The 26116-nt window shown below is 66.6% G+C and carries 20 protein-coding genes and 1 pseudogene; 12 read left to right on the forward strand and 9 right to left on the reverse strand.

Annotated features, from left to right (window positions below; translation table 11 throughout):
• Nucleotides 1-75: 75 nt before the first annotated feature.
• Nucleotides 76-282 carry a hypothetical protein gene (locus B1A87_RS21880; RefSeq protein ID WP_078029618.1) on the reverse strand — a complete coding sequence of 69 codons (207 nt, stop codon included), beginning with the start codon at nt 280-282 and terminating at the stop codon, nt 76-78.
• A 412-nt stretch (nt 283-694) separates the two neighbouring features.
• Between B1A87_RS21880 and B1A87_RS21885 the strand changes: the two genes are divergently transcribed.
• From B1A87_RS21885 to bcp, 11 genes and pseudogenes are all read left to right on the forward strand, one after another.
• Entirely contained in the window at nt 695-1750 is a 1056-nt protein-coding gene (locus B1A87_RS21885) for a LacI family DNA-binding transcriptional regulator (RefSeq protein ID WP_078029617.1), read from the forward strand.
• 200 nt (nt 1751-1950) lie between these two features.
• Nucleotides 1951-3300, forward strand: coding sequence for an MFS transporter (locus tag B1A87_RS21890; RefSeq protein ID WP_078029616.1), 1350 nt, complete (start codon nt 1951-1953; stop codon nt 3298-3300).
• A complete protein-coding gene (locus B1A87_RS21895; protein ID WP_078029615.1) occupies nt 3297-4679 on the forward strand; it encodes an amidase in 1383 nt (460 codons plus the stop codon). Before B1A87_RS21890 ends, B1A87_RS21895 begins: the two co-directional genes overlap by 4 nt.
• 324 nt (nt 4680-5003) lie before the next feature.
• Nucleotides 5004-5804 carry a hydroxypyruvate isomerase family protein gene (locus B1A87_RS21900; RefSeq protein ID WP_078029614.1) on the forward strand — a complete coding sequence of 267 codons (801 nt, stop codon included), beginning with the start codon at nt 5004-5006 and terminating at the stop codon, nt 5802-5804.
• 55 nt (nt 5805-5859) lie between these two features.
• Nucleotides 5860-6738: a 2-hydroxy-3-oxopropionate reductase gene (locus B1A87_RS21905; protein ID WP_078029613.1), complete on the forward strand. Its 879-nt coding sequence runs from the start codon at nt 5860-5862 to the stop codon at nt 6736-6738.
• A 158-nt stretch (nt 6739-6896) separates the two neighbouring features.
• A complete protein-coding gene (gcl, locus tag B1A87_RS21910; protein WP_078029612.1) occupies nt 6897-8675 on the forward strand; it encodes a glyoxylate carboligase in 1779 nt (592 codons plus the stop codon).
• A gap of 34 nt (nt 8676-8709) precedes the next feature.
• Complete coding sequence (locus B1A87_RS21915; protein WP_144275931.1) at nt 8710-9927, forward strand: glycerate kinase; 1218 nt, start codon at nt 8710-8712, stop codon at nt 9925-9927.
• The gene (allB, locus tag B1A87_RS21920; RefSeq protein WP_078029610.1) at nt 9920-11263 is read left to right on the forward strand and encodes an allantoinase AllB; all 1344 of its coding nucleotides are present in this window, start codon (nt 9920-9922) and stop codon (nt 11261-11263) included. The genes B1A87_RS21915 and allB overlap by 8 nt, the downstream gene beginning before the upstream one ends.
• Before the next feature lie 134 nt (nt 11264-11397).
• Nucleotides 11398-11697 carry a hypothetical protein gene (locus B1A87_RS25145; protein WP_395940288.1) on the forward strand — a complete coding sequence of 100 codons (300 nt, stop codon included), beginning with the start codon at nt 11398-11400 and terminating at the stop codon, nt 11695-11697.
• A gap of 131 nt (nt 11698-11828) precedes the next feature.
• Nucleotides 11829-11888 (forward strand): annotated as a pseudogene (locus B1A87_RS25150) (hypothetical protein); the annotation flags it as partial.
• Nucleotides 11889-12202: 314 nt separating this feature from the next.
• Complete coding sequence (gene bcp, locus B1A87_RS21930) at nt 12203-12682, forward strand: thioredoxin-dependent thiol peroxidase (RefSeq protein WP_078029608.1); 480 nt, start codon at nt 12203-12205, stop codon at nt 12680-12682.
• A 103-nt stretch (nt 12683-12785) separates the two neighbouring features.
• On the opposite strand, the gene B1A87_RS21935 is transcribed toward bcp, so the two are convergent.
• Together B1A87_RS21935 and B1A87_RS21940 are read right to left on the reverse strand one after the other, a co-directional pair.
• Nucleotides 12786-13760: a polysaccharide deacetylase gene (locus B1A87_RS21935; protein WP_078029607.1), complete on the reverse strand. Its 975-nt coding sequence runs from the start codon at nt 13758-13760 to the stop codon at nt 12786-12788.
• A 13-nt stretch (nt 13761-13773) separates the two neighbouring features.
• Complete coding sequence (locus B1A87_RS21940; protein WP_078029606.1) at nt 13774-15297, reverse strand: cytosine permease; 1524 nt, start codon at nt 15295-15297, stop codon at nt 13774-13776.
• Between the two features lie 108 nt (nt 15298-15405).
• Between B1A87_RS21940 and B1A87_RS21945 the strand changes: the two genes are divergently transcribed.
• Nucleotides 15406-16986, forward strand: a complete 1581-nt coding sequence (locus tag B1A87_RS21945; RefSeq protein WP_078029605.1) for a PucR family transcriptional regulator ligand-binding domain-containing protein — start codon at nt 15406-15408, stop codon at nt 16984-16986.
• An 80-nt stretch (nt 16987-17066) separates the two neighbouring features.
• On the opposite strand, the gene purU is transcribed toward B1A87_RS21945, so the two are convergent.
• The 6 genes from purU to glyA are packed head-to-tail and all read right to left on the reverse strand — an operon-like array spanning nt 17067 to nt 25977.
• Complete coding sequence (gene purU, locus B1A87_RS21950; protein ID WP_078029604.1) at nt 17067-17966, reverse strand: formyltetrahydrofolate deformylase; 900 nt, start codon at nt 17964-17966, stop codon at nt 17067-17069.
• A 3-nt stretch (nt 17967-17969) separates the two neighbouring features.
• On the reverse strand, nt 17970-19343 hold the full coding sequence (locus tag B1A87_RS21955) for an L-serine ammonia-lyase (RefSeq protein ID WP_144275932.1): 1374 nt from the start codon (nt 19341-19343) through the stop codon (nt 17970-17972).
• Nucleotides 19343-19978 (reverse strand): sarcosine oxidase subunit gamma, encoded by a 636-nt coding sequence (locus tag B1A87_RS21960; protein WP_144275933.1) that lies wholly within the window; start codon nt 19976-19978, stop codon nt 19343-19345. Before B1A87_RS21960 ends, B1A87_RS21955 begins: the two co-directional genes overlap by 1 nt.
• Entirely contained in the window at nt 19971-23405 is a 3435-nt protein-coding gene (locus tag B1A87_RS21965; protein WP_144275934.1) for a sarcosine oxidase subunit alpha family protein, read from the reverse strand. The genes B1A87_RS21960 and B1A87_RS21965 overlap by 8 nt, the downstream gene beginning before the upstream one ends.
• A gap of 14 nt (nt 23406-23419) precedes the next feature.
• Nucleotides 23420-24640 carry a sarcosine oxidase subunit beta family protein gene (locus tag B1A87_RS21970; protein WP_144275935.1) on the reverse strand — a complete coding sequence of 407 codons (1221 nt, stop codon included), beginning with the start codon at nt 24638-24640 and terminating at the stop codon, nt 23420-23422.
• Entirely contained in the window at nt 24637-25977 is a 1341-nt protein-coding gene (gene glyA, locus B1A87_RS21975) for a serine hydroxymethyltransferase (protein ID WP_078027089.1), read from the reverse strand. Before glyA ends, B1A87_RS21970 begins: the two co-directional genes overlap by 4 nt.
• Nucleotides 25978-26116 lie beyond the last annotated feature (139 nt).

A 26116-nucleotide genomic window follows, 5' to 3' on the forward strand; every position in this document is an offset into this window, starting at 1 on the left:
GGTTTCTGGGTTAGCCGTGATGTGGATGGTGTGTCGTGATCTGGGGGCAGAGGGCCCGTTGTCAGGAAATGCCTGTCAGAGCGCCGGGTCAGGTGCTCCGGCGGGCTTGGTGCGGGTTTGCGTCAGGTGCAGCTGCAGTTTCGCTTCTGCTTCCCGCCGACGCCGAGCCTGCTCGCGCAGTTGCCGTGTTGCCTCGGAGCCTTCGGGATGGAACATTCCGGCTGATCGATTGCGGGGAGCGCCACCGCCGGAGGGTGCCGCCGCCATCAGTTCTTCGCTCATGCCCCATGGTCACACGCACATGTTCACGCGGGAAGATCTCCGGGCGTAGCGTGACCGGATCGGAATCTTGCGGCAATCGTGCCGCGATCATAAGGGCCGGCGGCGCTTGGGAAGGCACCTGGGGCGAATACAGATCACTCGCCAGGCTCTTGCCGTCGGCCCCACATCAATTCTAGGAAAGAATCCGCCGCCGAGACAGTGCTTTGGGGAGCCAGCATCCTTTACATCAAATGAGCTTTCGTTGCCTTCGCGTCCACGTTCTTCGTTCGAGCCAGCCGGAGGACATGAGATCGAACAGGCGTGCGGTGCCCGGGCCAACGCCGCCCTGCTGCGCAGCGGGTGAGGACGCCGACACCCTCCGACGTGAGTGACGGTGTGACCCCTGAGAGTGCAGGCAGAATAGGATGGGCAGGTGACGGAACGCGTTGGCCGCAGGGGCCGGAAGGACAACCAGCCGGTAACGCTCAGTCTTATTGCGGAGCAGGTCGGGACGACTGCGGCGACTGTCTCCCGGGTTCTGGCCCGGCCGGAAGCCCAGGCGAAGACAGCCCTCGCAAAGCGGGTCTGGGTGACAGCCAAGGAGCTAAACTACCGGCCCAACACCCTTGCCGCCAGCTTGCGAACCAAACGCAGCAACGTAATCGGTGTGACGATTCCCCGAATGCGCGATGAAGTACTTGCCCTGATGTACGAAGGCATCGAAAGCGTGTTGGCTGAAAGCGGCTATCAGACCCTTGCAGTGACTACCAATGACGATCCTGTTCAGCAAAAGGAGAAAATTGAACTTCTCATCCGCCGCCAGGTGGATGGTCTTCTCATAGGTGACGCACTGGTTGGCGGAGCGGCGCTGGCCGACGTTCGCAGGTCAGGGACCCCCAATGTTCTCTATAACCGACGCGCCAGTGGCTACACATCCGTCACTTGCAATGACTACATTGGCGGGCAGTTGGCGGCCGAGCACCTGCTGGGAATCACCACGGGTCCCTTGGCGGTGTACGCGGGCATGGACTACGCCACGAACCTGCAGGACCGGGCCCGGGGATTCATGGAAAGGGTTGGTGTGGCTGGCCGCACACTCAGCAACAATTCTGTGATCAATGGTTCGATTTATGCGGAGGCCGGCGAGGAAGCAGCAGCACGGCTGCTGTTGTCGCCTCCTTTTCCCGAGGGCGTCTTCCTCGTCAACGACATGGCAGCGATCGGGTTCATGGGCGAATGCTCCAGACGGGGGTTCTCCGTGGGAAAGGACATCAAAGTTGTGGGGTTCAACGATGTCTCCGTTTCTGGGATCACCGTTCCCAGCTTGACCACAATACGCAGCCCCATGAATGACATTGGCAGACTGGCGGCTCTGACTCTGCTGAATAAGATCGCGGGGAAGCGTGTGAGCTCTGCGCAACTGAGCCCGTCTCTCATTGTTCGCAGCTCCACCGACAGCGGGCTCGGGTCCAAGGCCGGACACAAATAGTTCGAGCGGTTTAGCACCACGATGATCGCAGCCCTCCCCGCGGGCTCAACTGAAGCACCAAAGACAGCGGCCAGAAGACGCATCCACCCCTAGATGGAACGGACGCCATAGGCGTGAGCGTGTAATCGATTACGCATGTCATGTGTAATCGATTACAAAAACTGTTGACCTGTGATGGGAGTCACCCTTACTGTTGTGGCATGTCGAACAGAGTCGGCCTGACGGAACAGGTCAAAACAGTCACCCGAGCGACGAGATTCCGTTATCTCGTGCTCCTTGGCATCGTGGTAATTACCGTCGTGAATTATGTTGACCGCGGCGCGATCGCTTATGCGGCCAGCGGGATTATTGGTGAGTACAGGCTGGACCCCGTCGCCTGGGGGCAGATTCTCGGCTTCTTTGGCTACGGATACATGTTCGGGGCTCTGGCCGGGGGGTTCCTGGCTGACAGGAAGGGCCCCAAATGGACAATGACGGCCGCCTGCGCGGCATGGTCGGTCCTTGTCGTTGCAGTCGTCATCGCGGGCGACATTGGTCTGCAGTTGTTCGGCTCCGCCCTTGTGGGCTTCGCGATATTCCGAATTGGATTCGGGTTCGCAGAGGGGCCGACGTACGCCACCATCAATCGGACTGTCGCGAACTGGTCCACGGTCAAAGAACGCGGTTTCATGTCCGCATTTGGCCTGCTGGGGACACCCCTCGGAGCATTGCTGTCAGCGCCCGTCGCCGTTGGCCTGATCACGCTGACCGGGGGCTGGCGCTGGATGTTCGTCGTCCTGGGCGTCCTTGGGCTGGTCTGGCTTTTGTGGTGGCAGCTTCTTTTCACCAACAAGCCAGAAGAAAACCCGCGCGTCAATTCCCAGGAGCTGGCGCGGATTCAGACAGCTGATGTGACCGGGTGGAATGCGGACGGCTTCGCCGGCGGTGCGAATGCCAAATGGTACGAGTTCTTCCTCAGCAGGACTCTGATCTTCAACGCTCTTGGCTACTTTTCTTTCATGTACGTCAACTTCATGATTCTCAGCTGGACTCCCAGGTACTTGGAATCCGAGTTCGGCTTCAAGCTCGGGTCGTTGTGGTACTTGGGCATGGTGCCCTGGATCGGCGCCTGCTTCACTGTTGTACTCGGCGGAAAAATCTCCGACTGGCTACGTCAGAAGACGGGGAGCCTGTGGATCGCCAGAAGCGGATTTGCGATGTTGTCGTTGGCCCTGACCACAATCTGCTTCTGCTTCATTCCCACCCTGGACAACCCGACAGCCGTGCTTCTCGTCATGGCGCTCGGGAATGCCCTCAACTCCCTGCCTAACGCTGTCTATTGGACAGTTCTGATTGACACCGTGCCGGCCAAATCGGCCAGTTTCGCAGGAATGACCCACTTCTTTGCCAACATTGCGACAGTCGTAGCCCCGACGCTCACCGGTTTCCTGGTCGCGGCGCACGGATTCGACTCCATGTTTATTGCAACCGCTGTAGCAACCTGCATCGGCGTTGTAGCCATGGCCTTCGTTCAGCCTGGTCGGTTCCGACGTAGCAAGGTGAGCGCGTGACTACGTCTGTAAGACAAATAGCTGATGAGATACGTTCCGCTTCGACGACGGCTTCCGCTGTCACACTCCAAGCGGCGAACGGAGTCGCCGCTTCCAACAAGCATCTAAATGCCTGGCTTACGATGAACGGCGAAGCCGAGAGTGATGCACAAAGAATCGATCACGAACGCTCACTGGTCAACAAAGGAGGCGTGCTGTCGGGGGTGCCTTGTGGCATCAAAGACCTCATTGATGCGGCCGGTATGCCCACCACCGCGGGGTCAAACTTCCCACACCAAATCGCCACGGAGGACGCTGGCGTCGTCAAATTGCTCCGAGCCGCCGGCGCGGTCATCCTCGGCAAAACCGCCACCCACGAGTTCGCGTTCGGACCCACCGGAGACATTGCCGCCACTGGTCCAACCTTCAACCCGCATGACCTGACAAAGATGTCCGGCGGCTCCAGCAGCGGTTCCGGTGCAGCCGTAGCTGCTGGCCACGTTCCTTTCGCATTAGGTACGGATACGGGTGGTTCCGTCAGAATCCCTGCGGCACTGTGCGGAACTGTTGGCCTGCGCCCCACTTCCGGAACGGTGGACGCTACCGGTGTCATACCGCTCGCGCCGACCCTGGACACCGTCGGCATTCTTGCTTCGGATGTCGATGGCGTGTCCCGCGTCTGGGGCGTGATTTCGGAGACTGCCTCGGACGCGGTCATGGCGGTTCCCGGGGCGGTAAAGGTTGGGCTGATAACCGATGGGTTTTACTCGAAGGTAAGTACTGAAGTCGCGGATTCCATGACGAACGCTGTACGTGCCCTGCGTAACGCCGGAGTTATCGTCAGCGACGTTACTCTCGGGTGGTTAGAGGAATCGATCTCGGTGTACGACCATATTCAAAGCGCCGAAGCCGTGGCAACCCACCGCCAGCGACTTCTGGAACACCCGGAGCTTTTTCAGGACGAAGTGCGGACGAGGCTTCAAGGAGCCCAGAGGGTGCAGGAGAGGGAGTATCGCTCGGCGCTCACTCGAAGGAGCCAGTGGCAGGCTCGCGTCGACGAATATTTCGGGGATTGCGATGTGCTGATTTGCCCTACAGCTCCGATCACTGCACCCCTGATCGGGCAGCGGTCCGGTTTCGATGCCGGATGGACAAACGCCAAAGAGGCCCTGCTAAATTTCACTAGTCCTTGGAGTGTCCTTGGCGTTCCGGCCCTCGCACTGCCCATGGGAAAGGGCTCTGACGGGATGCCGACTTCCGTTCAGCTCATTGGCAGGCCGAAATGTGAACAAACGGTGTTCTCAGTTGCCCTGCTTCTCGAGGAGCTCGTTAGGGCAAAGAACTCTCCGTTGGCGCATTCGCATGCGGAGAGCGCACGGGTGATAACGGCCATCTGTTAGCGGCAAGTGTTGGCCCCTAGTCGACCCGTCCAAGGCCAAGACCCAACCCCTCCCAAGGAACCCACCGAAGACTGAGCTGTTGCATCGTTGTTCATGAGTGGCCGTCACACGATAGTGACGGCCACTCATGTGTCTGCAGGCACCATCGGCCTGGCCCGGCCCAGGCGGAGTGTCTTGGACCTCCTTAAGCACCACCCCCTTGACTCCCACTCGCGCCTTCCCTAAACTTTTCATAAAGCAGAATCTAAATTCCACAAAGCGGAATCTCGAAAGAGCCAAGTTAGCGGGAAGATAGATCAAAGCCCCTCCTCGGAAGGACCTACGATGACGTACACAGTGAACTGCTCCATCCTCCTGGCGGAGCTGCCCTTGCTCGAGCGCCCCGCTGCCGCGAAGGCGGCCGGTTTTGACGCCGTCGAGTTCTGGTGGCCCTTCGAATCGTCCGTCCCCACCGACGCCGAGACCACCGCCTTCGAACGCGCAATCACCGACGCCGGCGTCCAGCTCTCCGGCCTGAACTTCAATGCCGGCAACATGCCCGGTGGCGACCGCGGCCTCACGTCGTGGCCCGCACGCTCCACCGAATTCCGCGACAACATCGATGTCGTCGCAGGCATCGGCGAGCGCCTGGGATGCAAGGCATTCAACGCCCTCTACGGCAACCGCGTCGACGGCGAATCCGCGGAGAAGCAGGACGCCGTCGGCGCCGAAAACCTCGCGGCGGCGGCTGCCGGAGTGGCCCGCATCGGCGGCACCGTCCTCCTCGAACCCGTCAGCGGCGCACCCAGGTACCCGCTCCTCACGGCTGCCGACGCCCTGAAGGTCATCGCCCGGGTCAGGGAAGAATCCGGCGCCGGCAACGTCAAGCTCCTCGCCGACTTCTACCACCTGGCGGTCAACGGGGACGACGTCGCCGCCGTCATCGAGAACCACGCCAAGGACTTCGGCCACATCCAGATCGCCGACAACCCCGGCCGCGGGGCACCCGGAACCGGGCAGCTTCCCCTCGGCGAGTGGATCGCCCGCAGCCGCGAACTCGGCTACGACGGCTACATCGGCCTCGAGTACAAGGAACCGGCGGACACGGCCTTCAGCTGGGCCATCCGCGCACACGCTTCTAACTAGCGGTTTCGACAAGCTCAACCAGCGAATTACCCACAGACTTCAGTAAGGATCAATCATGAGCAACGTTTCAGTCATCGGACTCGGCATCATGGGACTGCCCATGGCCATCAACCTCGTCAAGGCCGGGCACACCGTCACCGGCTTCAACCGCAGCCAGGACAAGATCGACAAACTCGTCTCCGAAGGCGGCAAGGGCGCCACGAGCATCGCTGACGCCGTCAAGGACGCCGACGTCGTCATCACCATGGTGCCGGACTCCCCCGATGTTGAGGGCGTCGTCAGCGGCGCCGACGGCATCTTCGCCAACGCGAAGCAGGGCACCCTCTGGATCGACGCCAGCAGCATCCGCCCGGACGTCGCCAAGCGCCTCTCCGACGACGCCCGCGCAGCAGGCATCCGCCCCCTCGACGCACCGGTCTCCGGCGGCGAACAGGGCGCCATCGACGCAGCCCTCTCCATCATGGTGGGCGGCGACGCGGCCGACTTTGAGGCCGCACAGGACGTCCTCAACGCCGTCGGCAAGACCATCGTCCACGTCGGCCCGTCGGGCTCCGGCCAGACCGTCAAGGCCGCCAACCAGCTGATCGTCGCGGTCAACATCGAGGTCCTCGGCGAGGCCATCGCGTTCCTCGAGGCCTACGGCGTGGACACCGACGCCGCCCTCAAGGTCCTGGGCGGCGGCCTGGCCGGCTCCAAGGTCCTGGACCAGAAGGGCCAGAAGATGCTCGACCGCAACTTCGACCCTGGCTTCCGCCTGGCCCTCCACCACAAGGACCTGGGCATCGTCACCTCCGCCGCCCGCGAAGCCAACGTCGCCCTCCCGCTCGGCGCCGTCGCCGCACAGCTTGTGGCCGCCACCGTCAACCAGGGCGACGGCGGCCTGGACCACTCGGGCCTCTTCAAGCAGGTCCTCCAGCTCTCTGGCCGGAAGTAACCCGGGCGGAAGTAAAGCACCTCCGGCAGTAGCCGGACAACAAGCAAAACCGGAGATCCGCCGTCGTACATGAACGACGGCGGCTCCCCCGGTACACCCAAAAACATACCCAAAATTCAGCCCGTAAAGGGCACCCCAAAGCTTTCAAGGAGCACACCATGACGAAGATGCGCACCGTAGACGCAGCCGTCGCCATCCTGGAGAAGGAGGGCGCCACCGAGGCGTTCGGCCTGCCAGGCGCGGCAATCAACCCGTTCTACTCGGCAATGCGGGCCCACGGCGGCATCCGCCACACCCTGGCCCGCCACGTGGAAGGTGCCAGCCACATGGCTGACGGCTACAGCCGCGCCGCGGACGGCAACATCGGGATCTGCATCGGCACGTCCGGCCCCGCCGGCACCGACATGATCACCGGCCTGTACGCCGCGTGGGCCGATTCCATCCCCATGCTCTGCATCACCGGCCAGGCCCCCGTAGCCAAGCTGCACAAGGAAGACTTCCAGGCCGTGGACATCGAGTCCATCGCCAAGCCGGTCACCAAGATGGCCATGACCATCCTGGAGCCGGGCCAGGTTCCGGGCGCCTTCCAGAAGGCGTTCCAGCTGATGCGCTCCGGCCGCCCCGGCCCCGTGCTGCTGGACCTGCCGATCGACGTGCAGATGGCCGAGATCGAGTTCGACATCGACACCTACGAGCCCCTGCCCGTCGAGAAGCCCAAGGCCAGCCGCAAGCAGCTGGAGAAGGCCCTGGACATGCTGACCGCAGGCGAACGCCCGCTGATCGTGGCCGGCGGCGGCATCATCAACGCCGGCGCCTCCGCGCAGCTGGTGGAGCTGGCCGAACTGCTGAACGTTCCGGTCATCCCCACCCTGATGGGCTGGGGCGCCATCGCGGACGACCACCCGCTGATGGCCGGCATGGTGGGCCTGCAGACCTCGCACCGCTACGGCAACGAGAACTACCTGCGCAGCGACTTCGTGATCGGCATCGGCAACCGCTGGGCCAACCGCCACACCGGCGGCCTGGACATCTACACCGCCGGCCGCAAGTTCGTCCACGTCGACATCGAGCCCACGCAGATCGGCCGCGTGTTCTCCCCGGACTTCGGCATCGCCTCCGACGCCGGCGCCGCCCTGGACGGGCTTCTGGCACTGGCCCGCGAGCGCCGCGACGCCAAGACCCTGCCGGACTACTCCGCCTGGGTTGCCGAGTGCGCCGAGCGCAAGGCCACCCTGCACCGCAAGACGCACTTCGACAACATCCCCATCAAGCCGCAGCGCGTGTACGAGGAGATGAACAAGGCGTTCGGCAAGGACACCACCTACGTGTCCACCATCGGCCTGTCCCAGATCGCCGGCGCCCAGATGCTGCACGTCTTCGGCCCGCGCAAGTGGATCAACGCCGGCCAGGCCGGACCCCTGGGCTGGACCGCACCGGCAGCGCTGGGCGTGGTGCGCGGCAAGCCGGACGAGACCGTTGTTGCCCTGTCCGGCGACTACGACTTCCAGTTCATGATCGAAGAGCTGGCCGTGGGCGCGCAGTTCAACCTGCCATACATCCACGTGGTGGTGAACAACTCCTACCTGGGCCTGATCCGCCAGTCGCAGCGCGGGTTCAAGATGGAGCAGAACGTGTCCCTGGCGTTCGAAAACATCAACTCCCCCGAGACCAACGGCTACGGCGTGGACCACATCAAGGTGGCCGAGGGCCTGGGCTGCAAGGCCATCCGCGTGGAGGACCCCAATGACATGGCTGCCGCGTTCGACAAGGCCAAGGCGCTCATGGGCGAGTTCCAGGTTCCCGTGGTTGTTGAAGTGATCCTGGAGAAGATCACCAACATCTCCATGGGCGTGGAAATCAACGCCGTGAACGAGTTCGAGGAGCTGGCTGCCACCGCAGCCGACGCCCCCACCGCCATCCTGGCCCTGCAGCCGTAATCTGCAGCGCTCAGCACTAAAGACAGGCACTGCAATGCGCATTGTGATCGCGCCGGACAAGTTCAAGGGCTCGCTCTCCGCCCCGGACGTCGCCCGGCACCTTGAGGAGGGGCTGCACGCCGGCTTCCGCACCGCGGGGCCGGGCCCCCTTGAGGTCCTGCGGATTCCCGTGGCCGACGGCGGTGAAGGCACCCTGGATGCCGCCGTCGGCTCCGGCTTCACCCGCCGCAGCGCCGTGGTCAGCGGCCCCACCGGGCGGCCGCTGACGGCGGAGTTTGCGGTCCGCGGGCGGGAGGCGGTCATTGAGATGGCCGCGGCCTCCGGGCTCGCGGTCCTGCCCGGCGCCGGCGGGACCGGCGGACCGGACTCCGCTACCGCGAAGGCGGCCACGAGCCTGGGCACCGGCGAACTGATCCGGGCCGCGCTCGACGCCGGCTGCCGGCAGATCATCCTGGGCGTCGGCGGCAGTGCCAACACCGACGGCGGCGCGGGAGTCCTGCAGGGCCTCGGCGCCATCCTGTTCGACGCCGCCGGCAACGAACTGCCGCCCGGCGGCGCCGCCCTGGCCGACCTGGCCAGCATCGACTTCTCCGGCTTCGACTCCCGCCTGGACGAGACCCGTTTCATCCTCGCTAGCGACGTCGACAACCCGCTGCTCGGCCCCGAAGGCGCCGCCGCCATCTTCGGCCCGCAGAAGGGCGCCACCCCGGCGGACGTGGCAGCCCTGGACGGCGCTTTGGCCAACTTCGTGCACGTCCTCGCGGACGAAATCGGGCCGCGGGCACTGAGAGCCGCGGACGCTCCCGGCGCGGGAGCCGCCGGCGGCGTCGGTTTCGCAGCCATCGCCGTACTGGCCGCGACCCGCCGTCCGGGCATCGACGTCGTGCTGGAATTCACCGAGCTGGCGGACCGGCTGGCCGGCGCCGACCTGGTGATCACCGGCGAAGGCAGCCTCGACGAGCAGAGCCTGCTGGGCAAGACGCCCATGGGCGTGGCCCGCGCGGCGGCGCTGGCCGGGGTCGCCGTGATGGCCGTCTGCGGCCGCACCACGCTCACGCCCGAACAGCAAAAGATGTGTATAAGAGACAGGGTCTACCCGCTGACCGCGCTGGAGGCCAAGGTAGATATATGTATAGCCGAAGCGGCGTCCCTGCTTGAACAACTGGGAAAGAACATCGGCCTGGAGCTGGCGGAGACGGCCAACGCCGCCCCAGCCAACAGTGCCCGCACAAAGGAGCCCCTGAATGTCTGAAGAAACCTTTGACCTGGTCATCCGGGGCCGGCGCATCCTCACCACCGCCGGCATCGCGGCGCGTGAAGTGGGCGTGCGCGGCGGCAAGATCGTCGCGATCGAACCGCTCGGCAACGGCCTCTCCGGCGCCGAAGTGATCGAGCTCGCCGACGACGAGATGCTCCTCCCCGGCCTCGTGGACACCCACGTCCACGTCAACGAGCCCGGCCGCACCGAGTGGGAGGGCTTCGCATCCGCCACCCGCGCCGCCGCAGCCGGCGGCGTCACCACCATCATCGACATGCCGCTGAACTCCATCCCGCCCACCACCACGGTGGAAGGGCTCAAGCTCAAGCGCGAGGTGGCTGAGGACCAGGCGTACGTGGACGTCGGGTTCTGGGGCGGCGCCGTGCCCGGCAACAAGGCGGACCTCCGCCCGCTGCACGACGAAGGCGTGTTCGGCTTCAAGTGCTTCCTGCTGCACTCCGGCGTGGACGAGTTCCCGCACCTGGAAGCGGACGAGATGGAGGAGGACATGGCCGAGCTCAAGTCCTTCGACTCGCTCATGATCGTCCACGCCGAGGACTCGCACGCGATCGACCACGCGCCCCATCCGGGCGGGGACAAGTACGCGACGTTCCTGGCCTCCCGCCCCCGCGGCGCCGAAAACAAGGCCATCGCCGAGGTCATTGAGCGGGCCCGCTGGACCGGCGCCCGCGCCCACATCCTGCACCTGTCCTCCTCGGACGCGCTGCCCATGATCGCCTCGGCCAAGCGCGACGGCGTCCACCTCACCGTGGAGACGTGCCCGCACTACCTCACGCTCATGGCCGAGGAAATCCCCAACGGCGCCACCGCCTACAAGTGCTGCCCGCCCATCCGCGAGGCCTCCAACCGCGAGCTCCTGTGGCAGGGCCTGCAGGACGGCACCATCGACTGCATCGTCTCGGACCACTCGCCGTCGACGCTTGACCTTAAGGACCTGGAAAACGGCGACTTCGCCGTGGCGTGGGGCGGCGTCTCCTCGCTCCAGCTGGGCCTGTCGCTGATCTGGACCGAGGCCCGGCACCGCGGCATTCCGCTGGAGCAGGTCGTGTCGTGGATGGCCGAGAAGCCCGCAGCCCTGGCCCGCCTCTCCAACAAGGGGCAGCTCGCGCTCGGGTACGACGCCGACTTCTCCGTCTTCGCGCCGGACGAGGCCTTCGTGGTGGACGTCTCCAAGCTCAAGCACAAGAACCCCATCACCCCGTACGACGGCAAGGCCCTCTCCGGCGTCGTCCGCCGCACCTACCTGCGCGGCAACGTGGTGGACGGCCAGACCCCCGGCGGCAAACTGATCCGCCGCGGCGGCGTCTGAGGCGCACCGCCATGGCTGTCCACGCCCATACGCCCGCCCCGAGGATGCGGTGCGCGCCGGCTCCGGGGGTGGCTCGGAGTGCGCCGTCGCGTCAGGCGCCGTCGTTGAAAGCGCCGTCGTTGAAAGCGCCGTCGTTGAAAGCCCGGGGCCTGGCCGTTTGGGTAAACCTCGGGGCAGGGCAGGAACTCGATGAAGCCGTACTGGCCCGCGCCGCCGAACTCGTGCTGGCGCGCGCCCTGAAGATTGCTCCGGAGGCGGAAGTCCACTGGCCTGCCGCCGGAGCTGCAACGTCCGACGTCGGGATGTCACCGGCCGGCACGCCCCCTGGGGAGGGGGCACCGGCCGGTCCCGGCGGCGGCACTCCCGCGCCGTCGTCGTCCTCCACGGAGGACCCCCCGCACACGGACGACGACCTGTCTCTTATACACATCTAGATGTGTATAAGAGACAGCCGTCGCCCGGGCCGGTAAGCCGGGTGGCCGTCGACCTCGCCGCGGGCGAGGTGCTGCTGGACGGCGGGCGCGTGCCGCTGACCGGCGTCGAGTTCAAGCTGCTGCGCTACCTCGTGGAAAACTGCTCGCGCGCCATCGGCCGGGAAGAGCTGCGGCTGTTCCTGGAATCGTTCGACAGCCCGGGCGCGGCCACCCGTTCCATCGACGTCTACGTGGGCCGGGTGCGGCGGAAGCCTGTCTCTTATACACATCTAGATGTGTATAAGAGACAGGCACGCGATCGCCACCGTGCGCGGCGGCGGCTACCAGTTCATCCCCGGCCCGGCGGCAACAGTGCGCGGCCCGGCGGAATACAGCATCTAGGCCGGCTGTTATCAAGTTCAGCCCTAATTTGTTCGACTGAGTCCTTATTCGACGTGCATTTTTTGCCTGACAAGTTTTTGTCTGACATGTTTTTGTTTGACCCAGATCCATCCGAAGGAATGCCATGAGCCCCAACCTGACCAACAAGCTCCAGCCTGGAACCCAGGCGCCGGACTTCACCCTGCGGGACGCCGAAGGCAAGCAGACCTCGCTGGCCGACTACCGCGGCAAGAACGTCATCGTGTACTTCTACCCCGAGGCCGCCACCCCCGGCTGCACCACCGAGGCCTGCGATTTCCGCGACAACCTGGCCACGTTCCAGGGCTCCGGCTACGAGGTCCTGGGCGTCTCCCCCGACGCCCCGGAGAAGCTGGCGCACTTCACCGGCGACTTCGCGCTGACCTTCCCGCTGCTCGCCGACGAGGACCACGCCGTGGCGCTGGCCTACGGCGCCTGGGGCGAGAAGCTCGTGGACGGCGAGGTCCGCGAGGGCATCGTCCGCTCCACCGTGGTGCTGGATCCCGACGGCAAGGTCCGCCTGGCCCGGTACCAGGTCAAGGCCCAAGGCCACGTCCAGGCTCTGAAGGAAGAGCTCGGCGTCTAACGCTCGCGCATCTTTCGCGACAAAAACCGGAATGCTCCCTCACATGGTGAGGGAGCATTCCGGTTTTTTGTGTAACTAGTGAGAGCGATGCCTTGGGGCGGGATCAGAGCTGCCCGGCGGCCAGCTCTGACTGCCGGACCTGCGTCTGGGAGATGCGGGACGGAGTGAAGCGGGCGCCGGCGTCGGGGAAGGCCGGAACCTCGATGCGGGCGTGGCTGTGGACTTCGGCCACGGTGTCCCGGGTGTGCTCGGCGACTTTGGCCAGCGTGGTCACCCACATCCCGTCCATGGCCTTGACCCGGCTGATCAGCTGTTCCAGCGCCACCGCCTTGGAGGGCCTGCCGGAGATGAACGGGTGGTTCGTCAGCACGAAGCAGCTCCCGGCCGCATGGTGTGCCTCTGCCTCGAGCGTCCACATCTCCAGCACCTTGGCGGGGCTTTCAATGACGCCGCTGCCGGTCACGCCGGGATAGAAGGCGTACTGCTCCCAGTCGTCCAGTGCCCAGTCGACCGGGATTTCGACCAGGTCCCGAGGGTCGCCGTCAGCGACGCTGAAGCGGTAGGGGGCGTCGCCGTCGAGCAGGCTTGAATCGTAGAGGAAGCCCCGGTCCGCGAGCAGGGCCGGCGAGTGCCAGTTCAGTTCCCACCAGGGGGCGCGGTAGCCCACAGGCCGGACGCCCGCCACCTTGGCCAGCGCCTCCAGCCCCCGGTCGATGTACCGTGCCTCGGTGGCGGCGTCGATGCCCTGCATGGGTTCGTGCAGGTAGCCGTGGTGGGCGATCTCATGGCCGCCGTCCACGATCCGGCGGACGACGTCGGGGTAGCTTTCCGCGGTGAAGCCCGGGATGAAGAACGTGGCCCGGATGTCCTGCCGCTCGAGGATCTGCAGCAGCCTGGGGACCGCGACCTTGGGGCCATAGGACTGGTGCGTCATGAGGGACATCCGGCGGGTGCTGGCGGGGTCATGGGCGATGGTGCATGACTCGGCGTCAACGTCGAACGTGAAGGAGGCGGCTGCCCCGTACCCTTCGGGCCAGGTGATGGGATGGGCGGAGTCTGCGAAGGCGGGGAATTCCATGGTCCGTTCCTCTCTAGAGGGCGGCAGTGGTTGTGGACGGCAGTGCTACTGCCTCGGAAACGGCTGCAGGGACGGGCTGCGATCCGGTGCCGGCCAGAAACCTGCGGTGCACCCGGGGCCCAAGGACCGCGTAGCAGGCGGCGCTGCTGAGGCCGCCAGCGAGCCAGGACAGGTCCCAGCCGCCCAGGGCCACGGCGATGGGGCCCTGCATCACCGGGACCAGCCCGTACATGAACAGCCAGGTGGCGAAAATGCCGACCAGCAGGGAGACGACGCCGGCCCAGTTGACGCCGGGGAGGCGCTTGGTGCCCACGGGGTCGAACAGCCGTGCGGGCTCGCCCGGCCAGCGCTTCTCGATCCAGAAGTAGTGCACCAGCATGACGCCGCCCCACGCTGCCACCCAGGCCACGAGGCCGATCAGCCACGCGTCCAGGACGGCGGCGAAGTCCTCCTGAAAGATGAAGAAGACGACGGCGGCGAGCGAGAAGACTCCGACGAACAGGTTCAGCTTGCGCCGGCTGATGGTGATGTCGAGGGCCTGGGTGGCGACGGAGAAGGTGTAGATGTTCAGGATGTTGGTGGCGATGGGGCCGTGCAGGACCAGGAGGAGCACCGGCAGGGCCATGACGCCGAAGTTCTGCACGATGAGCTTTCCGGGATCGATCTCGCCGCTGTTCGTGGCCAGGCTGGCGCCGAGAATGCCGAGCCAGACGACTGGGATGAACTGGCCCAGGACCGAGGCCAGGTAGACCTTGCGCTTGGGCACTTCGGTGCTGACGAAGCGTGAGTAGTCGGCGGCGTAGGTGAACCACGTGATGCCCCAGCCGATGCCGATCGCGGTCATGACGGCGCTCATGGCGGCGATCCGTTCGGAGCCCTCGAGGATGTTGCCGGCGGGCCCGGCGTAGCCCCAGTCGATCTTGATTCCGAACCAGGCGACTGCGGACATGACCGCGAGGATGATGATGGTCGGCGGCACGGTCCACTTTTCGAAGGCGGCAATGGCCTTGTAGCCGAACCACGCGATGGCCACCTGGGCCGCCATGATGGTGGTGGCGACGCCGATCTTCCAGCCGTAGTTGTGGGCCGTGGGGTCAACCCATCCGAGGGTTCCGAACAGGGCCATGACCAGGTCCAGGATGATCCAGGTGTTGACGGCGCACCAGCCGATCACCAGCAGCGCCTGGATGGCGGCCGGCAGGTAGTTTCCGCGACGCCCGAAGGCTGCGCGGGCCAGGACCATGCCGGTGGCGCCGGTCTTCTGGCCGAGCAGGACAAAGCAGCCGAACAGCAGCATCCCGATCAGGTTGCCCAGGACGAGGACAGTGACGGTGTCGGCGAAGCCGAGCCCGAGGTGGATGCCGAGGGCGCCGAGGACCCAGTTGATGGGCGCCAGGTTGGCGCCGGCCCAGATCCAGAACTGTCCGGAGACTTTCCTGGTCCGCTGGGATTCCGGGATGGGCTGTAGCCAGGCTTCGACGTCATTGTCGGCTGACGGCACTGTGCCGGCGGGGGCTGCAGTGGAGTGGGTGTGCATGGGGGCCTCCGTAGGGGGAAGGGGGATACCGCCAGATTATGTGTCCCAGGCCACATCCAACAAGATACGATGTGTACATCAAAACAGCCATTTGCATTACGGAGCGTCATGCCAATACTGCTCACTGAGGTGCTGAAACATCCCACCCTCACCGCCGCCGATCCCGTGATCCGTGCAGGGGCGGCCGCAGCCGAGGATACGCAGCTGCGGTGGGTCCATTCGAGTGAGGTCCTGGACATTGCGCCGTTGCTCAGCGGCGGGGAACTCCTCCTCACCGGCGGCGATGCCCTGGTTTCGGCTTCGGACGCGCGCCGCGTGGACTACGTCCGCCAGCTAGCCGAGCGGGGCGTCGGCGCCCTGGCCGTGGAAACCGGGCAGACCCTGGCCTCACTTCCGTCGTCGATGATCCAGGCCGCGGAGGAAGCGGGGCTGCCCCTCATTGAGCTCCGAAAAGTGGCGCCCTTCGTGGGCATCATGCAGGCCATCAATTCAGTGCTGGTCAGCGAATCGGTGGCGCACCTGCGCCGCGCCGACGAGGCCAGCCACGCCATGGCGGTGGAACTGGCCCATGGCAGCAGCCTGGACCAGATTCTTGCCGTGCTGGCCGGGATCCTTGACGCCGGGCTCGAGCTCTCCACGGTGTCCGGTGTGACGCTGGGCAGCGCGTCGCCGGCCGGGGACAATTCCCTTCAGCCGGCGGGGCCCGGATCCGAAGACGGGCCGGCTGCCGGGCCGGAACCCGCCGGCACGGTACCTGCCGGCGCGGTGATTAACATCGATGTCCCGGTACGCGGCGTGCCCTCGGCGAGGCTGGCCATCAGCGTGCCCCCGCGGGGCGACGTGAACCTGGCGCGCGTTGCGGGCGGACGATGCGTTGACATCCTGTCGCTGGCGCTGCTGCAGCGGATGCCGCCCGGGCTGAAGGAGGTGGCCGGCACCGCCCTGCTGCGCGCGGTCAGCTCCGGCACCCAGCCCTGGCGGCTCCAGCAGCTCGCTCCCGCCGCCGGGATTCCAGCCTCGGCAACGCTGGTAACGGTGGTCATCCGGACCTCCACGTCGCAGCCGTTGCGGGCCGCGATGGACAAGGTCCTGAAGAGGTCGGCCCAGCAGAGCGCCAGCTACGTGGACAATTCGGAACTGCTCGCCCTCGCCGTTCTTCCTGCGGACCGGGAAGCCTCGGCACGCGCCGAGCTGGTCGCGGCCCTCCGCGATCTGCCGGTCGAGCCCGGAACCATGACCGCGGTGGGACCCCTTGCCGCCGGGATCGAGAACGCACCGTGGTCGCTCACCGAGGCCAGGTGTGCCCTGGACCTCGCCGGGCACGGATCGGCCCGGGCGGCGCAACGGCCGGCGTCGGACGCGGCCGGCGTGGTGGTCGATGTCGAAGAGCTCGCCGTGGAGCGGTTGGCCGCGCAGCACCTGGACCAGGGGGCACGGCGGGATTACGTCCGCCAGCAGCTGGGCGCAGTGCTGGAGCACGACGAGCGGCGGAACTCCCAGCTGCTGACGACGCTGGCAACCTGGCTCGACTCCGGCTGCAACACGGCGCAGGCCGCCAGGGAGCTGCATGTGGAGCGGCAGTCGATGCATCACCGGCTGCAGCGGATTTTTGAGTTGTGCGGCGGAGATCCGCGCGGCACGGGCCGGCTCGCGGCGCTGCACCTGGCCACCCGGCTGGCCGCCCTGTAGCCCAGAGCCCCGTAGCCCTGAGGGAAGGGACGCTCTCCCGCTTCCCCCAAGGAGGTGAGAGAGCGTCCCGGCACAAGGGGTTAGCGGAGCACCACTGTCCGGTTGCCGCGCAGGATCACCCGGCCCTCGCAGTGCCAGCGCACGGCGTTGCTGAGGGCCTTGCACTCGGTGTCGCGGCCGGCGGCCACGAGGTCTTCCGGGCCGTAGGTGTGGTCCACCTCCACCACCTGCTGGGCGATGATGGGCCCCTCGTCCAGCTCACCGTTGACGTAGTGTGCGGTGGCGCCCACCGTCTTCACACCGCGGGCGTAGGCCTGGTGGTACGGCTTGGCGCCCTTGAAGCTGGGCAGGAACGAGTGGTGGATGTTGATGGCGCGGCCGTCCAGCTTGCGGGTCAGCCCGTCGCTGAGGACCTGCATGTAGCGGGCCAGCACCACGAGTTCGACGTCGAACTCGTCCACCAGTTCCAGCAGCCGGGCCTCGGCCTCGGGCTTGGTGGCGGCGGTGACGGGCACGTGGAAGAACGGGATGCCGTGCCATTCCACGAGCGCCTGGTGGTCCGTGTGGTTGGAGACCACGGCCACCACGTCCACCGGCAGTTCGCCGATCCTGGCGCGGAACAGCAGGTCGTTCAGGCAGTGGCCGAACTTCGACACCATGATCAGCACGCGGCGCTTGGAGCCGTGCGGCTCCAGCCGCCAGCTCATCCCGAAGCGGTCCGCCACCGGGCCGAAAGCGGCCCGCAGGGTGTCCGCGGTGGAGGCATCGCCGTCGGACGCAAAGTGCACGCGCATGAAGAAGTGCCCTTCGGAGCGTTCGCCGAACTGCTGGTTGTCGATGATGTCGCAGCCGTGTTCCAGCAGGAAGCCGGAGACGGCGTGGACGATGCCCGGTGACTCCCGGCAGTCCAAAGTGAGGACATGCTCCACGGTGGTCGCCGGCTGCGGAAGGGACGAGGTTTCAGTCTCGATGGCAGTCATGGCTCAGCACTCAATCACGTTCACGGCGAGGCCCCCGCGGGAGGTCTCCTTGTACTTGGTCTTCATGTCCGCTCCTGTCTCACGCATGGTTTTGATGGCTTTGTCCAGCGACACCTTGTGGCTCCCGTCGCCGTGCAGCGCCAGCCGCGCGGCGTTGATGGCCTTGACGCTGGCGATCGCGTTCCGTTCGATGCAGGGGATCTGCACCAGGCCGCCCACGGGATCGCAGGTCAGCCCAAGGTTGTGTTCGATCCCCACCTCGGCGGCGTTCTCCACCTGTTCGGGGGTGCCGCCCATGACCTCGCACAGCCCGGCGGCCGCCATGGAGCAGGCGGAACCGACCTCGCCCTGGCAGCCCACTTCCGCGCCGGAGATGGAGGCGTTGATCTTGAAGAGGATTCCGACGGCGGCTGCCGCCAGCAGGAAGCGGACCACACCGTCGTCGTTGGCGCCGGGCACGAACTTGACGTAGTAGTGCAGCACGGCCGGGACGATGCCGGCCGCACCGTTGGTGGGGGCGGTGACGATGCGTCCGCCGGCGGCGTTTTCCTCGTTGACGGCGAGCGCGAAGAGGTTGACCCATTCCATGGCCCGGAGCGGGTCGGTGACGCCGGTGTTCGCGGTCAGGGTGCGGAACAACGACGGCGCCCGGCGCCTCACGTTGAGGCCACCGGGCAGGATCCCTTCCGCGGCGCAGCCGTTGTCCACGCATTCGCGCATGACGGCCCAGAGTTTCAGCAGCTCTTCCCGGAGTTCGGCTTCGCTGCGCCACACGAGTTCGTTGGCGAGCATGACGTCCGAGATGGACATCCCTTCGCGGCGGCAGATGGCCAGCATTTCGTCGGCGGTGGTGAACGGGTAGGGCAGGACGGTGGCGTCTGCCACCACCCGGTCGCCGCCGTCGGCATCGCCGTCGACAACGAAGCCGCCCCCGATCGAGTAGAAGCTCCGTTCGCTGAGCACGGCGCCGGCGTGGTCCAGGGCCCGGAAGGTCATGCCGTTGGGGTGGGCGGGCAGGGACTTGCGGCGGTGCAGCACCACGTCCTCGTCCCAGTTGAAGTCCACCCGGTGGTGCCCGCCGATCCGGAGTTCGGCGTCGAGCGCGGCCGCGGCCACCTGGTCGTCGGCGGTGGAGGTGTCCACCGTTTCGGGGTCCAGGCCCTGCAGGCCCAGGACCACGGCCTTGTCGGAGCCGTGGCCGCGGCCGGTGGCTCCGAGAGATCCGAACAGTTCGGCCTGGACCCGCGCGGTTGAGCTCAGGTGGCCGTCACCTTTGAGCCCGTCGGCGAACAGCTTCGCTGCCCGCATCGGGCCGACCGTGTGCGACGACGACGGCCCGATGCCAACGGAGAACAGGTCCAGCGCGCTGAGCGCCATCAGGGCACCTCGGGGGAAGCGAACTCCCTCATGGCGTCCAGGAGCCAGCGCCCCAGGAAGTCCGCGAACGAGGCGCGGGGGAAGAGCCGGTAGCTTTCGTCACCGGTCTTCCAGAGGACCACGGGGATGTTGCCGACCTCCGTGGTCAGGGCCGTCCCCGGCGTGAAGCTGCGCGGGTGCAGGTCCAGGGCGCAGCCCTTTTCCAGCACGGCGCGGGCCCGCGGGCCGGAGAGGTCGAACGTGGTGCGGTAGGCGGAGAGGTCCACCACCTGGCCCGGGGCGTCGCCCAGGGCGGCCGTGAGGGAGCCGATGAGGTCCCCGCCCAGGGAGTCGTGGGCCTCTTCCGGGGCCACCACCAGGAACTCGGACGGGCCCAGCCACAGGACGCTCACGCCGTCCCTGCCGCTGACGTCGCCGCAGCGGGCCGGCAGGCCGCCGGCCACGGAGGCGATCCGGGCGCCTTCCTCGGATCGCGGGTCCACCCGGACCCCGGCCATGGTCTGGAATGCGCCCTCTTTCAGGACGACCGTCCCTGGCATGGAGCCGGCTTCGAGTGCCCGGGCCAGGTGGGAGGCCGGGCTGCGGCGGATTTCCCGGAGTCCATTGATGTCTGCGAATGCTGCGGTATTAGCCATCTTTGCGGGTCCCTTCGGGGTCAAAAAGTACGGTTTCGGCGACGACGACATCAACCAGCTGGTCGCCGGCGGCGGCCACGAGGGTCTCGCCGATGCGGTTGCGGCCGTTCTTGATCAGAGCCAGGGCGAAGGACCTGCCCAGGGCGGCGGAGTGGTAGCTGGAGGTCACAAAGCCCTCCATGGGAACGGGTCCGTAGGCGGAGTTCACAGGAATGCCCTTCTCCACCAGCTGGGTCCCTTCCGGCAGCCGGAGCGACCCGTCCACGGGCAGGACGCTGACCAGGTGCTTACGGTCCTCGCGCCGGGCGTCGGCGCGTGCGTAGGAGCGCTTGCCGACGAAGTCCTTGGCCTTCGAGACCACCCATTCCATCCCTGCGTCCTGCGGGGTGACCGTGCCGTCGGTGTCCTGCCCGACGATCGGGTAGCCCTTCTCGGCCCGGAGCACGTGCATGGTTTCGGTGCCGTACGGGGTGATGTCGAACTCGGCCCCGGCGGCGGCCACGGCTTCCCAGGTGTTCAGCCCGTACCAAGCAGGCACGTTGATCTCGTAGGCCAGTTCGCCGGAGAACGAGATCCGGCAGATCCGGGCTTTCACGCCGGAGGCGAGGGTGGTTTCGCGGAAGGTCATGAACGGGAACGCCTCGGCGTCGAGTCCGCCGTTGGCGGCGAGTTCGGGTGCCACCTTGGCGATCACCGCGCGGGATTTGGGCCCGACGACGGCAATCGTGGACCACTGTTCGGTCACCGAGGTGCAGTGCACGTCCAGCTCGGGCCATTCGGTCTGCAGCCATTCCTCCAGCCAGTCCAGAACCTTCGCGGCGCCGCCGGTGGTGGTGGTCATGAAGAACCGGTCCTCATCGAGACGGAGGGTCACGCCGTCGTCGAAAATCATGCCGTCAGCCATGCACATGACGCCGTAGCGGGCAGAGCCCGGTGCGAGCTTCTTGAACGCGTTGGTGTAGATCCGGTTGAGGAATTCGCCGGCGTCCTTGCCCCGGATTTCGATCTTGCCGAGTGTGGTGGCGTCCATGAAGCCCACGGATTCGCGGACGGCGGCGCACTCGCGCAGCACGGCGGTGTCCATGTCCTCGCCGGACTGCGGGTAGTACCAGGGCCGCTTCCACTGCCCCACATCTTCGAACAGTGCGCCCTGTGCGACGTGCCACGGGTGGATGGACGTGACGCGGGCGGGATCGAACAGTTCGCCGCGCTGGCGTCCGGCGAGTGCCGCGAACGCCACGGGGGTGAACGGCGCCCGGTAGGTAGTGGTGCCGATGTCGCCGATGCCGCGGGACGCTTCGCCGGCCTGCCGGAGCGCGGCGGCGATGACGCCTATCGCGTTGACGCCGGAGGTCTTGCCCTGATCGTTCGCGGTGCTGATGGAGGTGTAGCGCTTGATGTGCTCCACGGACCGCATCCCGGCCCCGGTGGACCGGAGGACGTCGGCCACGGACTGGTCGCGCTGGAAGTCGACGAAGTGGTGGTGCCAGTCATCCGGCGTGCCGGCCTGCCCGGGGACCAGCCACAGCTGGCGGGTGGGACCGGATGCTTTCGGCTCGCCGATCACGGCCGGCTCGACGGCGGATTCGAAGCCCGCGGCGATCGCAGCCGACGCTCCGGCGGAGATGCCTTCGGCGAGGCAATCGTCGAGTTCGAAGCTGCCGCGGCCCGAGCCGACCACCTGCTGGTTCGGGACCACGGTGCTCGGCACGAAGGCCGCCAGGTCCTCGTCCCAGCGCAGCTTGCCCTGCCGCTGCGAGTGCAGGTGCACCAGCGGGCTCCAGCCGCCGGAGACTGCCAGCAGGTCGCAGGCGATCTCTTCGATGCCTGAGGTGAGTTCGCCGTCGTCGCTGATGCTGCGGACGGTGACGGAGCTCAGCCGGCCGGTGTTTGTTCCGGCCGCGCCGGACGCGGAGGCCGCGGTGTCGGCAACCGCGCTGCCGATCAGCACGCGGGTGCCCGCTTCGACGGCGGCGGCAGCCACCGGGGTGAGGCGGGGACGGGCGTCGACGACGGCCGCGACCTTCACGCCGGCGGCGCGCAGGTCCGCGGCCAGGGCGTAGGCGGTGTCGTTGGTGGTGCCGATGACCACGCGCTGGCCGGCGGCGACGGCGTAGCGGTTGAGGTAGCTGCGGACGGCCGAGGCGAGCATGATGCCGGGGCGGTCGTTGTTCTCGAAGACCAGCGGGCGTTCGTGGGCGCCCGGAGCCAGGACAACCTGGTTGGCACGGATGTGCCAAATCCGCTGCCGGGAGACGCCGGGGGCTGCCGGGCTGGACAGGTGGTCGGTGCGGTTCTGGACGGCGATGACGTAGTTGGCGTCGTAGGCGCCGAAGGCCGTGGTGCGGTTCAGGACCGTGCATTCGGCCGCGGAGACGAGCTCGGCCTCGACGTCCGCCACCCACTCCAGGGCGGGCTTGCCCTCGATGGTCTCGGCCAGGCCGGGTGCCGTGGATCCGGAGAGGAGCGAGCCGCCCAGTTCGGGCTGGTCGTCCATGAGGATCACACGGGCTCCGGTGCGCACGGCCTCGCGGGCCGCGGCCAGGCCTGCGGGGCCGCCGCCGACCACCAGGACGTCCGTGTGGACGTATTTCTTGTCGTACTCGGCGCGGTCCTCCTCCGGGTCCAGCCGGCCCAGGCCGTTCAGCAGGCCTGCCTTCAGGCCGTCCACCAGGGTGACAGTGGTGGCGGGGAGCATGGATTCGGCGACGTGGCCGGGGAAGCGCGGCGCGATCCGGACCAGCGCGTTGGGTTCCTCCACGCCGGCGGCCAGGATGCCCCGGGGCCGGTCCTCGTAGAGGGAATTGCCGACGGCGATCCGGCCGTTGGCGAGCAGGGCCGAGGCGAGCGTGTCACCCGGGTGGCCGGTGTATTCCTGGCCGTCCACGGTGAAACGCCAGGAGATGGTGCGGTCGATGCGTCCGCCGGCGGCGAGGCGGGCGTTCTGGGAAGTCACTTGGTTGCTCCTTCCGGGGCGGTGCTGGGGGCGGTGGTGCTGTCGGAGGCCGGTTGCTCTATCAGTTGTGGTTGCTTCCGGGCCCCGATAGGGACACCAACTGATAGGGCATCGGGGGACGTGCTGGGGCGGCGGTGCCGGTGGTGGTGCTGTCGGCGGCGACGCTGGCGGTGCCGGCTTCGGGGCTGCCGGGACCGCCGCTGCCGGCCGCGGCGTGCCCATCGGGTAAACGGCCTGGATGTCGTACGTGACCGTGTCACGGAGCATGTTGAACCACTGGCGGCAGCCGGTGCTGTGCAGCCAGCGTTCGGCGAAGATGCCCTTGGTGTTCTCGCGGTAGAACAGGAACTCGGCCCATTCGCGATCATTCAGCTCGTTCGGGTTTTCCGGGTAGGGCACGTGGGCCTGGCCGCCGTAGTGGAACTCGGTCTCGTCGCGCGAGCCGCAGTTGGGGCATGAAATGAGGAGCATGTCCGGACTCTCTTCTAGTGGGCAACGGCGGCGGCGCCGTGTTCGTCGATCAGGGCTCCGGTTTCGAAGCGTTCCAGCGCAAACGGCTTGTTCAGCTTGTGCGGGGTGCCCGTGGCGATGGTGTGTGCGAACGTGAGCCCGGCAGCCGGGGTGCCCTTGAACCCGCCGGTGCCCCAGCCGCAGTTCACGAACATGTTGTCCACCGGGGTCAGGCCCACGATGGGTGAGGCGTCCAGCGTGGTGTCCACGATCCCGCCCCAGGTCCGCAGCACATGCGCCCGGGCGAAGATGGGGAACAGCTCGACGGCCGCTGCCATCTGGTGCTCGATCACGTGGAAGGACCCGCGCTGGCCGTAGCCGTTGTAGGAGTCGACGCCGGCGCCCATGACCAGTTCGCCCTTGTGGGCCTGGGAAACGTAGACGTGCACGTGGTTGGACATGACCACCGTGGGGTGGACCGGCTCGTGCAGTTCGGAGACCAGCGCCTGGAGCGGGTGCGACTGGATGGGGAGCCGGAAGCCGGCCATTTCGGCCAGGACCGAGCTGTGCCCGGCGGCGCACAGGCCCACCTTTTCGGTGTTGATGGTGCCGCGGTTGGTCTTGACGCCCACCACGCGGTTGCCGTCCTTGACGAAGCCGGTGACTTCGCAGTTCTGGATGATGTCCACGCCGAGTTCGTCGCACTTGCGGGCGAATGCCCAGGCCACGTGGTCGTGCTTGGCGATGCCGGCGCGCGGCTGGTACGTGGCGCCCATGACGGGGTAGCGGATGTTGTCGCTGATGTTCAGGATGGGGCAGAGTTCCTTGACCTGGTCCGGGTCCAGCCACTCCGCGTCCACACCGTTGAGCTTGTTCGCTCCCACGCGCCGGATGCTCTCGCGCACATCGCCCAGCGTGTGGGCCAGGTTCATGACGCCGCGCTGGCTGAACAGGAAGTCGTATTCGAGCTCCTCCGGCAGGATTTCCCAGAGCTTCAGGGCGTGCTCGTAGATGGCCGCGCTCTCGTCCCAGAGGTAGTTGGAACGGATGATGGTGGTGTTCCGGGCCATGTTGCCGCCGGCCAGCCAGCCCTTTTCCAGGACGGCGATGTTGGTCATGCCGTGGTTCTTGGCCAGGAAGTAGGCGGTGGCCAGGCCGTGGCCGCCGCCACCAACGATGACTGCGTCATAGGAAGGCTTCGGGTCCGGGTTGTGCCAGAGGAATTCCGGGTGCTCCGGAAGCTGCTGGGTGCTCACTGGGCTGCTCCAATCATGTCTGCCTCGAAGGCGGCAATCTCGGTGCCGTCGTTCAGGTGCGGGTAGAGGGGGAATTGTTCGGCGAGCGCCGTGACCCGGGCGCCGAGTTCGACGGCGGTCGCGTCGCCGATGGTTCCGGTACCGGCGGCGGCGATGAGCGCCGTCGCGATGATGTCCGCGACTTCGGTGAACTCCACGGGCCCGAAGCCGCGGGTGGCCAGGGCCGGTGTCCCGATGCGGAGTCCCGAGGAGACCATGGGCGGGCGCGGGTCGAACGGGACGGCGTTGCGGTTGACGGTGATGCCGATCCGGTGCAGGGCGTCCTCGGCCTGCTGGCCGTCCAGTTCCGAGTTCCGCAGGTCCACGAGGACCAGGTGGACGTCGGTGCCGCCGTTCACCACGGAGATGCCGGCCGCTGCCACGTCCTCCTGCAGGAGCCGCTCGGCCAGGAGCTTGGCTCCCTCGAGGACGCGCTCCTGGCGTTCCTTGAATTCCGGCGTGCCGGCCAGCTTGAAGGCGACGGCCTTGGCGGCGATGACGTGCTCCAGCGGGCCGCCCTGCTGGCCGGGGAACACGGCGCTGTTGATCTTGCGGGCGTATTCCTCCTTGGCGAGGATGACTCCGCCGCGCGGACCGCCGAGGGTCTTGTGCGTGGTGGTGGTGACGACGTCGGCGTACGGCACCGGGTTGGGGTGCAGCCCTGCCGCCACCAGCCCGGCGAAGTGCGCCATGTCCACCATCAGGTAGGCGCCCACGAGGTCGGCAATGCGGCGGAACTCGGCGAAGTCAAGCTGACGGGAGTACGCGGACCAGCCGGCCACGATCAGGCGCGGGCGGTGCTGCAGGGCCAAGGCTTCGACCTCGGCCATGTCCACGCGGAAGTCGGATTCGCGCACGTGGTACGGGACCACGTTGTAGAGCTTGCCGGAGAAGTTGATGCGCATGCCGTGGGTCAGGTGGCCACCGTGTGCCAGATCCAGTCCCATGATGGTGTCGCCCGGGTTGAGGAGTGAGAACATGGCGGCGGCGTTGGCCTGGGCGCCGGAGTGCGGCTGGACGTTGGCGAACTCGGCGCCGAACAGGGCCTTGACCCGGTCGATGGCGAGCTGCTCGATGACGTCCACGTGCTCGCAGCCGCCGTAGTAGCGCTTCCCGGGGTAGCCCTCGGCGTACTTGTTGGTCAGGACCGAGCCCTGTGCCTCCATGACGGCCGCGGGAGCAAAGTTCTCCGACGCGATCATCTCGAGCGTGGACTGCTGGCGGACCAGCTCGCGGGCAACGGCCTGCTCGACCTCAGGATCGACTGCGGAAAGTCGCTCATTCAACTGCTCAACCACGGATGCTCCTTTGAAATACCACTTTGTCTCTAATTGATATATCAGTGTGATGACAATGGTATGATTGAGATCACATGAGAGTCAATAGCCGGAAGCAAAGTGGAACCGGGCTTCCGTTTGAATCTCGGACCCAGTAGCC

The organism is Arthrobacter sp. KBS0703, from assembly GCF_002008315.2.
GTDB lineage: Bacteria > Actinomycetota > Actinomycetes > Actinomycetales > Micrococcaceae > Arthrobacter.

What these genes read in the sequence shown, in the direction of transcription:
- B1A87_RS21880 (WP_078029618.1), bottom strand. Translation starts at nt 282, where the DNA reads ATGAGCGAAGAACTGATGGCGGCGGCACCCTCCGGCGGTGGCGCTCCC.
- B1A87_RS21890 (WP_078029616.1), top strand. Translation starts at nt 1,951, where the DNA reads ATGTCGAACAGAGTCGGCCTGACGGAACAGGTCAAAACAGTCACCCGA.
- B1A87_RS21900 (WP_078029614.1), top strand. Translation starts at nt 5,004, where the DNA reads ATGACGTACACAGTGAACTGCTCCATCCTCCTGGCGGAGCTGCCCTTG.
- B1A87_RS21905 (WP_078029613.1), top strand. Translation starts at nt 5,860, where the DNA reads ATGAGCAACGTTTCAGTCATCGGACTCGGCATCATGGGACTGCCCATG.
- gcl (WP_078029612.1), top strand. Translation starts at nt 6,897, where the DNA reads ATGACGAAGATGCGCACCGTAGACGCAGCCGTCGCCATCCTGGAGAAG.
- B1A87_RS21915 (WP_144275931.1), top strand. Translation starts at nt 8,710, where the DNA reads ATGCGCATTGTGATCGCGCCGGACAAGTTCAAGGGCTCGCTCTCCGCC.
- allB (WP_078029610.1), top strand. Translation starts at nt 9,920, where the DNA reads ATGTCTGAAGAAACCTTTGACCTGGTCATCCGGGGCCGGCGCATCCTC.
- bcp (WP_078029608.1), top strand. Translation starts at nt 12,203, where the DNA reads ATGAGCCCCAACCTGACCAACAAGCTCCAGCCTGGAACCCAGGCGCCG.
- B1A87_RS21935 (WP_078029607.1), bottom strand. Translation starts at nt 13,760, where the DNA reads ATGGAATTCCCCGCCTTCGCAGACTCCGCCCATCCCATCACCTGGCCC.
- B1A87_RS21940 (WP_078029606.1), bottom strand. Translation starts at nt 15,297, where the DNA reads ATGCACACCCACTCCACTGCAGCCCCCGCCGGCACAGTGCCGTCAGCC.
- B1A87_RS21945 (WP_078029605.1), top strand. Translation starts at nt 15,406, where the DNA reads ATGCCAATACTGCTCACTGAGGTGCTGAAACATCCCACCCTCACCGCC.
- purU (WP_078029604.1), bottom strand. Translation starts at nt 17,966, where the DNA reads ATGACTGCCATCGAGACTGAAACCTCGTCCCTTCCGCAGCCGGCGACC.
- B1A87_RS21955 (WP_144275932.1), bottom strand. Translation starts at nt 19,343, where the DNA reads ATGGCGCTCAGCGCGCTGGACCTGTTCTCCGTTGGCATCGGGCCGTCG.
- B1A87_RS21960 (WP_144275933.1), bottom strand. Translation starts at nt 19,978, where the DNA reads ATGGCTAATACCGCAGCATTCGCAGACATCAATGGACTCCGGGAAATC.
- B1A87_RS21965 (WP_144275934.1), bottom strand. Translation starts at nt 23,405, where the DNA reads ATGCTCCTCATTTCATGCCCCAACTGCGGCTCGCGCGACGAGACCGAG.